The sequence below is a fragment of the Ammoniphilus sp. YIM 78166 genome (genome assembly GCF_004522215.1).
Lineage (GTDB): Bacteria > Bacillota > Bacilli > Aneurinibacillales > RAOX-1 > YIM-78166.
Genome location: NZ_SDLR01000004.1, coordinates 604,984 through 618,249 on the forward strand (window position 1 = coordinate 604,984; position 13,266 = coordinate 618,249).

The following is a 13,266-nucleotide window of genomic DNA, read 5'->3' on the forward strand; positions in this document are numbered from 1 at the left end:
TTGGGTTTAGAGGGCATACGTTAGGAAATAATAAGAGGGAGTGTAATTAATTGGGCATAAAGGAGGTTCCAAGAATCAATTTTGAAACACTACAGTTGTTACGAGGCGTTGCAGCAATATTAATAGTTTTTTTCCATGCGTTTGGAGAAAATAGTATCTTTGTATATGGTGTATATGGGGTAGATCTATTCTTTGTATTAAGTGGTTTCATAATTATGTATACGCACCATTCTGATATTGGTCTAAGTAATACTCTAAGGGACTTCCTTATAAAACGATTGGTTAGAATTTTCCCAACATATTGGATGGTTACATTCTGTTATATTACTTTAGTAACTATTAGTGGTCATGCCTTGTCTGTTGAGTACATTGTTAAATCTTTGTTATTGTTACCTCAAGATACATTGCCAATTGTAGGTGTAGCTTGGTCATTACAATTTGAGTTACTATTTTACTTAATATTTAGTTTGTTAATTTTAAATAAAAAGATTTTTTACCCAATGTTTTGGATGTGGGGACTGGCATCAATGAGTTTCCTCTTTTTACCTATAGAGCTCCCTAAAGTATTAAAATTCATTTTTAGTCCATTTAATCTTGAATTTCTACTTGGTTGTATTATCGCACTTGTAATAATTAAAAATAAATTAAGTTATAAATGGATAGCTGGGATGGGGATTTCAACTATAATAATTTCATTTTTTTTACAATATAAAGTTTTTTTTGAGGTGCATCGTGTTATATTCTGGGGGGTCCCTTTTTCTATCCTAATACTAGGATTAGTTAAACTAGAGATTAGAAGAAGGGTACATATTCCAAGGGTCTTAACATATTTTGGAGATGCCTCATACTCTATCTATCTTACTCACTTAATTAGTTTATTAGTATTAGAAGATATTGCTGAAATGATTCTCGTCGAGAATTTAATTTTAGCAAAATTTTTAATATGTGCATTATCCATAATGCTCGGTTGTATTTTTTATTCATTATTTGAAAGGAAATATTATTATTATTTGAAATCAAAGTTAGTAAGTAAGAAGAAATTTGAACCTGCTTCACAAGAATTAAATGTTGAGCTTAGATAATCTTTCTTTATTTATATAAGAGATAGCAAACACAAAAAATAAATTAGAAGAAAGTCTGTAATACACCCAATCAACTGAGTCTACTAGAACATAATATAGAAAAAAGTTGAAAGGGTGTATTTAAATGGCTATAAAGGCTAACCTCGGCGATCTCTGTGACTTAGATCTAACATCTAGACCCCCTACGGATAAGGATGTACTAACCTACGATAGTATTCAATCTAAGTGGATCCCAAAAGCACCGGACGCATATGACCGTTCTTTAGGCTCATACGTTTTAGAGCTAGATCGATGGAATGTGAAAAATGATGGTACTGATGCTGTTAACACTTCAAAAGGGATCAATGAGGCCTTGATTTGGGCATCTCAAAAAGGCTATGTAGAGGTTGTATTGCCAAGAGGAAAATATTTAATAGATGAAAACAACCCAATAGAACCACAAAGTTTTATGACATTGAATTTAGGTGGTTCAACATTGAGGATAAGAGATAATAGTTTAGAATTATATTCAATAGTAAAATATCAAAGAAATCAGAGATTTTGTCGAATAACAAATGGAATAATTGAGGGTGATAAGGATACACATGACTATTCCAACGGAGGTACTCATGAAGGAGGTTATGGAATTGCAGTAGGCAGTTTCACGCCTCCATCAGATGGCGGGAATAATGTTAGATACCTTTCCATAGATAACCTGGAAATAAATAATTGCACAGGTGATGCTATAAGCCTAAACAGTACATTTGGACAAATTTTCCCTACTCCTTCTCAGTTTAATAGTTCATTCGAGCAAGGCGGGATCAGCACAGCGGACGGAACATTAACTATGGATACAAAAAAGATAAGATCCAAATTAAAGATTGACATGAAACAACCAGCCATAGTGAAATATGGTTACTTTGGGTTATACGGTAATGGTTATGGGGCTCTGGGTTCTGAAATAACAGGTTATTATTATGACGTGATTTTTTATAAGAATGATGACAGCTTTTTATCAGCTAAGCCAAGAGTACAGTTCTTCGATGAAGTGGAAGTCCCTGTCGGAGCCAGCTACGCGAAGGTTGTTATTCATCAGCCAACCGTTCCTTCGAGTGATAAGTCTCTAATCAATGTAAGAACAGCTAGTTTTCCACAACACATCTATATTGAAAAGTGTGAATTGCACCACTGCAGGAGGCAAGGGATAAGTGTTAGTGGATCAAAACATCTGTATATAAGAGAAAATAGTATTCATCACATTAAAGGGACTGATCCACAGGGTGGAATAGACGTTGAGGATGGAGTTGATCTAAATCAATTTATCTATATTGAGGCAAACAGTTTTCATGATAATCACGGATATGATGTCATAATCGTTAATGGGAAGTATATCGTAATTTCAAGGAACAGAATTACGAGTGTTGAAAAATATGTATCATTGGGTGTCAACGCAGGTGCAGATAAAATTATGATTAGAGATAATCAAATTCATAATGCAAAGATTATCTTATCGGGCGAAGTAACATTTTCCGGCAACCATGTTTATGGCTCGAGAACTCAAATTTTAGGCAGTTATCATAAAGAGATCAGCATCTCTGATAGTCTTTTCTATAATTGCGTGACATCAATAGATAATCCATTCTCCTATAATGTTAGAATTGATGGCTGCAGGTTTTTTAATGATTATGATAAACAGTATGCTTTCTCCAGTTTTAACTGGTCTATTGAGTTTAGGAAGGAACCTCAATTCTTCTCAAATTGTTCATTCGAAGGTACTGATACCTATTATCTAAATTATATATTAAACGGCACTAAGGGAGGATGGAAATTTGAGAATTGCTTGTTTAAGAAGATAAGCCAACTTGGTTTTCCGGGTGGAACTTATTCAAATTGTAGGATGGAGGATATAGGTACAATAGGTACAGGGAGTGTAGGCAATACAAATTCCATTGAATTTAGAGGATGTAAAATTATTAGTACCGACCCAATTAACTCCCTCTTTACGATAAATAATATGCAAGATTTTAGATTAATTGACTGCTTCATTGAGAAACCTAATGGCCATTTGCTAAGAATTCAAAATGCGAATGACAAGGTGATGATAAAGGGAAATATTATTAACTATTCAAATGATACTCTTAATCGGCCTGTGATCCTGATTGAAAGTACCTATACAGGGAGGCTGATAGCAGTAGAGAATAATACCATCTCAGCTTCGAGAAATCAATTAGCTGTAGAAAATAATCTCCCTGGTATAAGTATGGCACAAGTGGTTATCAGGAATAATGTAATGACTGGCGCTACGCTTCGCTATGCCCAAAAAGAATTAGTGCAAAATAATATAATTAATGGTGAAATTGATCCTTACTATAAAAGCTCAACAGAACCTGTAACGGGTTACTATGCATTGAGCCAAGAAGTAAGAAATTCTAATCCAATGCCTGGAGGGTTCATTGGATGGATTTGTGTTAAGGCAGGCTATGCAAATAGTGAAACATGGGCACCAAATAAAAGCTATTCCAAAGGTAGCAGGATCCATTCTGGGGGTCATGTATATGAAGCATTAAATAGCGGTACGTCACACACGACTCCACCTATATTTCCTACTGGTTCTGGAAGCACGGTTATGGATAATAATATTATGTGGCAACAAATTGGATTTGTGGCAGTCTTCAAAACCTTCGGGTCGATTAGCTCTTAATTACCGTGGCTAGCTCATAGAGCTAGCCACGGTTGTTGTGATAAAAAATATGGTATTGATTTAGAAGTGATTATGTAGTATTGTTCTTTATATAGAACCTTATTGTGTTATTTGTATTTTAATTAGAACAATAAGTGAGGTAACTCGTGACAACACAAAAAGACTTAAGTCGCCGTACCTTTTTGAAGGAAGGAGCAAAAGCATTAGGATTGCTTGGGGCAGTTGCAGCCGCTGGAACCTATCCCTTTGTTACAGAACGATTTTGGTATAAGGTAAAGGAAGTTCGTTTAACGATCCCGAGGTTGCCGTCTTCGTTTAAGGGTTGGAAAATGGTTCAATTTAGCGATGTCCATTTCGGGTTTCATTATGGAATTGAGGATTTTAGGCATGTTATTAATATCATAAATGCTCAAAACCCTGACATTATTATTCTAACTGGAGATTTGATTGAAACAGGTTTTCCTTATCCAGAGCAAGCCTTACCGTTACTAAAGGAACTTAAGGCAAGACGTGGTGGAAAGTGGGCTGTTATGGGAAACCATGACTTCTTTCCAGTCAACAGTGTGCCGAGTTTGCTGAGAGATTCCGATTTCATATTTTTGCAAAACGGGCGGGGGCATATTGAAGTTAACCAAGAACGAGTATACATAGCGGGATTAGATGATGCACTTAATGGGGTTCCAGATTTGGAGCGTGCTTTCGCTGGGTTATCTGAAGAAGATTGTGTAATGCTTCTTGTACATGAACCAGATGTTGCCGATTGGGTCAGCAAGTATCCTGTAGTTTGTGCTCAGTTTTCGGGTCATTCCCATGGAGGGCAAGTCCGGTTACCTTGGTTTGGACCGGTTATATCCCAAGACTATGCCAAGCTATTCGTCAATGGATTATATCACGTAGGGAATAGGCGGATGCCCCTTTACGTCAACCGAGGAATAGGAACCACACAAATGCCTGTTCGTCTGTTTTGTAGGCCTGAGATCACGCTATTTCACTTGAGTTAATATTGGAGGTGATGACATATGAAGAAGTTTCTGCTGGGAAGTGTAATTCTAGCCATTGTTATTTTTATTACTCCATCCTCTTATACAAGCGCAAAATCCGTAATTCAAGTAAATATAGATAATAATCTTGTTCATTTTAATCATCCCCCCGTTATTTACCGTGATTTTACGATGGTACCCATGAGAGAATTATTTAGTATGTTAGGTGCTGAAGTCCAGTGGGATCAAGGTAATCAGATTATTACTGCAAGTATACAACCTAATACTACGGTGGAGATGAAAATAGGATCTACTACTGCAAAAATCAACCATATTAAAACTCCAATCGATGTTGCTCCTCTCTTAATTAATGGAAGGACGTTTGTGCCATTGCGATTTATAAGTGAATCGCTCGGTGCTAAAGTAAGTTGGGATAGCAAAACGAATACGGTTAATATCGTATCTTCTCAAGATAAGGTGAGGCCATTTCAAGCTACTTCTGAAACTCTATCTATTGACGATGTATTGAAAAGGGCAATAGAGCACAGTGAAAGCTTAAAAAAAGCTGAACAAGACGTAAAAAGAATGGAGATTAATAAAGGACTTTTAGGTGATAATGCCGAGTGGAAGATCATATACTCTGCTGATTTGGCTTTGGAAATGGCAAGGAGGCAAGTAGAAATAGCCAAGGATCAAGTAATGTTTAGCGTTAAAGAAGGATATAGGAGTATTTATCTTACAGAAATTGAATTAAAGAATAAGATTGAAATCTGCGAAATTGCAAAGTTGGAGGAACAAATTGCCCTCGGGCAAGCTTTGCTTGGAAGGATTTCGGAGAATGAAAAAAATAAGATAATTGCTGTTCGAGAACAAGCGGAAAATGAATTGTATAGAGCAGAGGTTGCTTACCAGGATGCCATGACGAGAATTAGCATACTGATGGGGAAGCAGAAGGGACATTCCTATATTTTGGCGGAAAAACCTACTTATTCTGAAACTAATATTAAAATTGATATGAATGAACATACAGAAAAGATGGTGGCTTTGGATGCTTCACTATGGAGGATTGGAAAACAAGTTGAGCTAGCCCAAAAAGAACTCGATTCCGCTAGTTATCGTTCCTATGAGTTAGCCAAAATGGACTTGGAGAGTACTACCTCGGCATGGACTGAAGGTAAAAGACGCTTTGAGGATTTTTTAAGGAAGCAGTATGAATCAGTTAAGACGTTAGAACAAGAACATCTGAAAAGTAAGGCAGCTCTTCTTGCTGCAGAGGAGGATTTGGTTAAAGTCAAAACTAGATATGAAAAAGGAATAGCTTCTCTACTTGAGGTAAAGAAAGAAGAATTAAAGGTAAATCAGCTTAAAAGGTCGTTAGCTGTGGGTTTGTCTAAAATAGACCAAGTTTATCATCTCTTATATAAGCCATGGTTAGTGTAGTTAGTTGCCACTCTTGTAGAAAGATGTAGAAAAGTTTTGAAACTTTCTGATCTAATTAGTTTGACTAGAGGAAAAAAGTCTTGTATAATGTTCTATATAAAGAACATTGATAGAAATTATAGATTTTAAATTTCTAAATATACAACACCTAGTTGTTCTCTATTAAGAATATCCATAAGCAATTTCAATAATATTTACCCTTAACTTCAAGAGAAAGGAGGAGCTACTAAATGAGTGCAATCACAGGCATATTCCATTTGCAGCATAATCATTCGATTCCTTTAGAACATGGCAGATTTTTAATGAGAGAATTAGGCGATTTTCCTGCAGATGATGTTCAACTATGGCATAAGGAGAATATCTTCCTTGGCTGTCACGCTCAATGGATCACCCCTGAATCTATTGGAGAACAACTTCCATATTATGACTCAGAAAGGCAGTTAGCTATTACGGCTGATGCTATTATAGATAATCGTGACGAGCTGTTTGATAGACTACAAGTGGAAACGGCCCATAGAAAAATGATATCCGATAGTGAGTTGATCTTACTCGCCTATCGAAAGTGGGGTGAGGATTCACCCAGATATTTAATAGGTGATTTTGCCTACATAATTTGGGATGGAAAAAAACAACAACTATTTGGTGCTAGAGATTTTTCTGGAACGCGAACCCTTTATTATTTTCGTGATTCACAACGGTTTGTCTTTTCTACTATAATAAAGCCTTTCTTTTCGTTGCCATATGTTGAGAAGAGACTAAATGAGCAGTGGCTGGCTGAATTTTTAGCCGTACCTGGTATGCACGATACCATAGATCCTTCTTCAACTGTATTTAATAATATAGAACAAGTTCCTCCATCACATACCATAACTGTAGCAAATGGGAGAGTCAGCCTTTCTAGATATTGCAGATTGGATACGAATGAGAAGCTAAAGTTAAACTCAGATGAAGAATATGAAGAAGCTTTTCGTGAAGTTTTTCAAAGTGCTGTAACAGCTAGGCTGCGAACTACCCGTAATGTGGGTGCTCATCTTAGTGGAGGATTGGACTCGGGTTCGGTAGTAAGCTTTGCCGCAAGGGCGTTGCATAAGGAAAACAAGCAATTACATACTTTCAGCTATGTGCCAGTAGAGGGTTTTGTTGATTGGACACCTCGGAACCGAGTAGCCGATGAAAGGCCGTTTATTCAATCAACTGTTCAGTATGTTGGAAATATTTTTGACCACTACTTAGATTTTAAAGAGAAAAGTCCCCTGACTGAAGTTAACGATTGGCTAGATACGATGGAAATGCCTTATAAATTCTTTGAGAACTCCTTTTGGCTTAAGGGGATCTATGAGAAGGCACACGAAGAAGGTATAGGAATTCTATTAAATGGGGCAAGAGGAAACTGGACAGTTTCTTGGGGACCAGCATTAGACTATCAGGCTATGCTCCTAAAACAAATGAAATGGGTGAGGTTATTTCAAGAACTGAATCAATATAGCAAAAATATAGGGGTAAAAAGGTCTCGAGTAATGTCTGCTGTTGGAAAAAAAGCATTTCCCTTTGTTCGGAACTTGTTTAAATCAAACAATCTTCATCCATTCCCGATGTTGATTCACCCCGAGTTTGCAAGAAAAACGAACGTGTTAAATAAGCTTCAAGAACATGGTGTTGATGTTACGGGTACTTCTATAATAAATGCCTATGAAGCTAGGCAAAAGCAATTTGAGCACTTAGTATATTGGAACATTAATGGTACGAGTGGAACGAAGCTATCTTTAAGATACTCGCTCTGGGATCGAGATCCAACCAATGATCTCAGGGTAATCCGCTACTGTTTATCAGTACCCGAAGGACAATTTGTTCAAAATGGGGTAGATCGGTCCCTAATTCGCAGATCAACTAAAAATCTACTTCCTGATCAAATCAGGTTAAATCAAAAGACAAGAGGGATTCAAGGAACAGATGGGGTTTATCGTATGACAAATTCTTGGAATAGGTTTATTGATGAACTTCAACAGCTTTGTGTTGATCCAAAAGTTTCAGAAATTCTTAACGTTGAAGTAATAAAAGAAGCCATTTTAAAGGCCCAGGGAGAACTGCGACCGGGATACGTATTCGAACCTGATTTTAAAGTCCTCATGCGAAGCTTAATTGTATATAGGTTTATTAAGAAAATAGCTTGAAAGGAGGTGATACTATGAAAAAGCAGTGGCAAAAACCAGCTTTAGAAGTTCTTGATGTTAAGATGACAATGGCAGGTCCAGGGGTTACAACTCCTGATGCTTTCCAGCCAGATCCGGATGAAACAATTCATTATGAAAGCTAAAAATTTCTTCAGTCCGCCCTTATACCTTATGCAAAACAGTATGAGGGCTTCTCTTTTATTATCTGCTTGTCAAAGAGGTGGTGAAGTGAATGGTCCGAACAATGAAAAAGTTAGCTTACACAATTTTTGGATTAAACGTAGCAAGTGAAATTCATTTACCGGAGTTAATTGAACTTCCAGTTTTTGAGGGAAATGTAGATTTCTCAATAGAAGTGGCTGATCTCTCTGAATTATGGAAGAAAATAGAAAAACCCAAATCTAACTTTGTAACCAAAGAAAATCAGTTCGTTTTTAAAATCGCAAAAACGGCAATCTTCTCTATTCAACAAGGGAACAAGATTATTGTTTCACCAATGGAAGGTGCCGCTGAAGACCAAATCCGACTTTATTTATTGGGAACATGTATGGGTGCACTTCTGACCCAAAGGAAAGTACTTCCCTTACATGGGAGCGCAGTAGTTATTAACGGAGGAGCCTATGCTTTTATAGGAGAATCGGGAGCTGGGAAATCCACACTAGCTTCAGCTTTTTTAAGCAAAGGGTTTCCGTTGATAAGTGATGATATTATAGCTGTGTCCCTCTCAGAAGATCATGGCCCCATCGTTACTCCTTCCTATCCGCAGCAAAAGCTATGGCAGGAAAGTTTAGAAAATTTGGGAATGGAGTCCAATCAATTTCGCCCCATTTTTCAACGTGAAGCCAAATATGCAGTTCCAGTTCTTACAAGTTACTATTCTGAAAAGGTACCCCTTAAGGGAGTGTTTGAGTTGGTAAAAACTCAAGGTGAGGACATTAAAATACACGCGATAGAAGGTTTGGATCGATTTTACATGTTGTATCGTCATACCTATCGTAATTTTCTCATCTCCCAGTTGGGATTGATGGATTGGCATTTCAACTTATCAGCTAAAATCGTTAATCAAATAGAGATTTTTGAATTGCAGCGGCCTTTATCAGGATTCACAGCCAACAAATTGTCTTCGCTTATTTTAAATACACTAACTAAGGGGGAGTTAAGATGATTGAGAGCAAAGCTATTCGACTAAGTTCAAAAATCTCACAAGGCAAAGGGAATATTGTTAGTGATATGGATGGAGAAAAGGTAATGTTGAGTATTCATAAAGGGAAGTACTACAACTTAGGTGACATGGGCGGGGCAATATGGGATCGTATCTATACACCGGTACAGGTTACAGAATTAATTAAGACATTATTAGAGGAGTACGATGTTTCGCAAAGTGTATGTGAAGAACAAGTAATTTCCTTCTTAGAACTTCTATTGAAAGAAGATTTAATAGAGTGCAATTGAACTTTATGGGGAAAAGTAGGGGAATAAATGAATGTGCTTAAAAAAATATCCATTTTCCTTTCGTTAGATAAAAAAACACAGCTTTTATTTATCGAGGCTTTCATATATCTAGGATGGGCGCGTTTTCTTGTCTATATGCCATTTTCAAAGGTAGCACCTACATTAGGTTCCTATATGAATGAAACCTCTCGTTCAGAAACTCCCCAACATAGTCCAATAATTAAAAATGTAGCTCAGGTCATTAATCTTGCAAGTCGATATACCCTTTGGGATAGCAAGTGTCTAGTAAGGGCTATTGCGGCTTTGAAAATGTTAGAAAGACGTAGAATTGAGAGTACACTTTATTTGGGTACAGCTAAGGAAAGGAATGGGGAATTGATTGCCCACGCATGGCTTCGAAGTGGACCTATTTATATTACTGGAGCAGAAGGGAAGAGTAGGTTTACAATAGTGGGTAAATTCGCTAATTATCAAGAAGGAGCTTAGAATGGATTACAATCTCAACTACTCTCATTTTCCGGAAGAACTAAAGTTGATACTTAATCTTATGGCTAATGAAAATGACCAACAACAATATGATGACATTGATTGGGATTTGTTTCTGCTTCTAGTAAAGCATCATCGTGTTTATCCAACAATATATAGCAGGTTGAAAAGGAATAGGCAAGGGAAAGTTCCTACCCATGTAACCCAAAAATTAAGTTATAACTTTCAACAAAATACATTGAAAATGCTGCAATTATGTGCGGAAATGGAGCTTTTAAGTAAGCTATTTACCGAAAATGACATTTGTTCTCTTCACTTAAAAGGACCTGTCGTGGCTTCTGATTTATATGGCGATATTTCTAAGAGAACCTGCAGAGATTTGGATATTCTTGTTCAAATGAAGGACTTAGATCAAGTAGAAAAGCTATTAATAAACCAAGGATATGAAAAAGATGACTATATTGAAAGTGTTTTAAATGACTGGAAATGGAGACATCATCATATCACTTTTTTTCACCCCCAAAAGAAGATTAAAGTGGAAATCCACTGGAGGTTAAATCCTGGCCCATCCAAGGATCCAAGCTTTGATGAACTGTGGGAAAGGAAAAGATGCAGCTCCTTGACTCATTTCCCTGTTTATTTTTTAGGTCGAGAAGATTTGTTTTTATTTCTTATTACACATGGGGCGAGGGAAGGCTGGTTTCGCCTTCGTTGGTTGTTAGATATCAACCAAATGGTTAGGGGGGAACTTGATAGTGAGAAATTAAATATACTGATCAAGCAATATCAGTATTCTCATTTAGTTGGCCAAGCATTAGTACTGGCCCGTGAATTGTTACACACCCCCATCCCAGAAGAGTTTCAATCCAATATAAGCGGAGAGCATCCAAGAAAGCTGGCACACCAAGCCTTATTTTATATTGAAAGAATAATAGAACTACATATAAACCCCTTACCTGAAGAGGTGTCCGCTTATCATCAACGGTACCTGTTCAATCTAAAGACGAATCAGCAGAAGCTTTTATTTCTCTGTAGCTTCTTTTACCCGTATTCTACAGATGCTGAAATTCTGCCATTACCTAAACACCTACATTTTTTGTATTTTCCACTACGACCTTTCTTATGGGCATGGAGGAAAACAAGGAAGCATGCGTTGCCATAGGGGGGTATGTGGATGGGACACGTTTTACATTTTGTTAAAGGTTTTTATTCCTTTGCGGGCTTTACCTTTATAGTAAATTTGATTGGTATGACATTGGTTAGTCTAATTGAAGGCATTGCTATATTACTCCTTATTCCGATGTTGAGTTTTAGCGGAGTTTTAAGCCTTGAACCAGGTGCGGCTAGTATTTCAAAGTATTTTGGGTTTTTGAGTAATTTCCCAGTCACGTTAGGACTGCCGCTTATTCTTGGAATATACATTCTATTAGTAATAAGTCAAGGTTATTTACAAAGAAGTTTGACTATTAGGGACGCTGTTATTCAACAAGGATATTTTAGACATTTAAGATTGGAAACCTATAAATCCTTGCTTAGGTCAAACTGGGAATTTTTCTCAAGGAAAAGAAAATCAGATCTTACCCATTTAATGATTACGGAATTAGCACGTGTTAACAGCGGTATTAATCTTTTTATACAGCTGTTAACGTCTATCGTTTTCACCCTAATTCAAATTATTATTGCCCTTTGGTTATCAGCAAAAATGACAATTTTCGTGTTAGTTTGCGGTATCTTTTTGGCTCTTTTCTCTAGAAGGTATATTAAGAGATCAAAGGTTCTAGGTAACCAAACATCGGAATCTACGTCGATTTATCTGTCTGGAATTACAGATCAATTTAATGGCATTAAGGATATAAAGGGTAATAGCATAGAAGAGCCGCGCATTTCTTGGTTTAGCTCATTAACTCAAAGAATTTTAGTTGAACAAGTTGAAATGATGAAGGTAAGGTCGGCTTCCCGGCTTATCTACAAAGTATCATCTACCACGCTAATTGTATTATTCATTTTCTTAGCAATTGAAATGTTCCATAATCAACCGGAGGAGCTTTTAGTAATAATAGTGATATTTTCGCGGTTATGGCCAAGGTTTACAACTATTCAATCGAATTTAGAGCAGATCGCTGCTAATATTCCTGCATTTAAAGTGCTAATCGATTTACATAAGGAATGTGAGGATTCTAAAGAGATTAAAGGACCGACAGATGGGTATCAAGATATAAGACCGAATCGATTGGAAAAGGGATTTGAATGTAAAGAGTTAGATTTCCGATACAATAAAGCGGAGTCAGTTTACGCTCTTCAAAATATTAATTTGTTTATTCCTGCTAATAAGATGACGGCCATTGTAGGACGTTCAGGATCTGGAAAAAGCACACTCATTGATATTTTAATGGGACTTATTCAGCCGGAGCATGGGAAGGTCCTTGTAGATGGAGTTCCGTTATCAAATCAGAATCTTTTATCGTTGAGACGATCCATTAGCTTTGTTCCTCAGGATCCCTTTTTGTATAACGCGAGTATAAGAGAAAATCTGCAAATGATTGAAGCTAGCGCGAATGAAGAAGAGATGTGGGAAGCTTTAACATTTTCTTCAGCAGCTGAATTTGTAAAGAGACTTCCAGATGGATTGGACACAAAAATTGGAGACCGTGGAGTACGACTTTCCGGAGGAGAGCGCCAGCGTCTCGTCCTCGCGCGTGCGATCCTTCGCAAACCGTCTATTCTAGTACTAGATGAAGCCACCAGCGCGCTAGACTCAGAGAATGAAACCAAGATCCAACAAGCATTGGATCAATTAAAAGGTAAAATGACCATAATAGTCATTGCTCATCGTTTATCCACGATACGAAACGCAGATCAAGTCATTGTATTGGATCAAGGAAAAATCGTTCAGACTGGTCAATTTAATCAACTTGCTAGTGAACAAAGAGGAGTGTTTATCCATTTATTAGGAAATCAAGCAAAAGTAATGTAAA

11 protein-coding genes are annotated in these 13,266 nt (G+C 37.0%); all 11 read left to right on the forward strand.

Annotated features, from left to right (window positions below; all coding sequences use genetic code 11):
- The first annotated feature begins 50 nt into the window (after positions 1-50).
- The 11 genes from EIZ58_RS19610 to EIZ58_RS19660 all read left to right on the forward strand — a co-directional run bounded on the left by EIZ58_RS19610 (position 51) and on the right by EIZ58_RS19660 (position 13,265).
- Positions 51-1,082, forward strand: a complete 1,032-nt coding sequence (locus EIZ58_RS19610) for an acyltransferase family protein (RefSeq protein WP_134702556.1) — start codon at positions 51-53, stop codon at positions 1,080-1,082.
- Between the two features lie 124 nt (positions 1,083-1,206).
- On the forward strand, positions 1,207-3,762 hold the full coding sequence (locus tag EIZ58_RS19615; RefSeq protein WP_134702557.1) for a right-handed parallel beta-helix repeat-containing protein: 2,556 nt from the start codon (positions 1,207-1,209) through the stop codon (positions 3,760-3,762).
- Positions 3,763-3,908: 146 nt separating this feature from the next.
- A complete protein-coding gene (locus EIZ58_RS19620) occupies positions 3,909-4,763 on the forward strand; it encodes a metallophosphoesterase (protein ID WP_134702558.1) in 855 nt (284 codons plus the stop codon).
- An 18-nt stretch (positions 4,764-4,781) separates the two neighbouring features.
- Positions 4,782-6,182 (forward strand): stalk domain-containing protein, encoded by a 1,401-nt coding sequence (locus EIZ58_RS19625; RefSeq protein WP_134702559.1) that lies wholly within the window; start codon positions 4,782-4,784, stop codon positions 6,180-6,182.
- A 230-nt stretch (positions 6,183-6,412) separates the two neighbouring features.
- Positions 6,413-8,353 (forward strand): lasso peptide isopeptide bond-forming cyclase, encoded by a 1,941-nt coding sequence (locus EIZ58_RS19630; protein WP_134702560.1) that lies wholly within the window; start codon positions 6,413-6,415, stop codon positions 8,351-8,353.
- Between the two features lie 14 nt (positions 8,354-8,367).
- Positions 8,368-8,496, forward strand: a complete 129-nt coding sequence (locus EIZ58_RS19635; RefSeq protein ID WP_134702561.1) for a paeninodin family lasso peptide — start codon at positions 8,368-8,370, stop codon at positions 8,494-8,496.
- An 89-nt stretch (positions 8,497-8,585) separates the two neighbouring features.
- Positions 8,586-9,518 carry a phosphoenolpyruvate carboxykinase (ATP) gene (locus EIZ58_RS19640; protein WP_134702562.1) on the forward strand — a complete coding sequence of 311 codons (933 nt, stop codon included), beginning with the start codon at positions 8,586-8,588 and terminating at the stop codon, positions 9,516-9,518.
- Positions 9,515-9,805, forward strand: coding sequence for a lasso peptide biosynthesis PqqD family chaperone (locus tag EIZ58_RS19645; RefSeq protein WP_134702563.1), 291 nt, complete (start codon positions 9,515-9,517; stop codon positions 9,803-9,805). The genes EIZ58_RS19640 and EIZ58_RS19645 overlap by 4 nt, the downstream gene beginning before the upstream one ends.
- A 27-nt stretch (positions 9,806-9,832) precedes the next feature.
- On the forward strand, positions 9,833-10,291 hold the full coding sequence (locus EIZ58_RS19650) for a lasso peptide biosynthesis B2 protein (protein WP_134702564.1): 459 nt from the start codon (positions 9,833-9,835) through the stop codon (positions 10,289-10,291).
- A gap of 1 nt (position 10,292) precedes the next feature.
- Positions 10,293-11,453 carry a nucleotidyltransferase domain-containing protein gene (locus tag EIZ58_RS19655; protein ID WP_134702565.1) on the forward strand — a complete coding sequence of 387 codons (1,161 nt, stop codon included), beginning with the start codon at positions 10,293-10,295 and terminating at the stop codon, positions 11,451-11,453.
- A 12-nt stretch (positions 11,454-11,465) separates the two neighbouring features.
- Positions 11,466-13,265, forward strand: a complete 1,800-nt coding sequence (locus tag EIZ58_RS19660; RefSeq protein ID WP_134702566.1) for an ABC transporter ATP-binding protein — start codon at positions 11,466-11,468, stop codon at positions 13,263-13,265.
- Position 13,266: the final 1 nt, after the last annotated feature.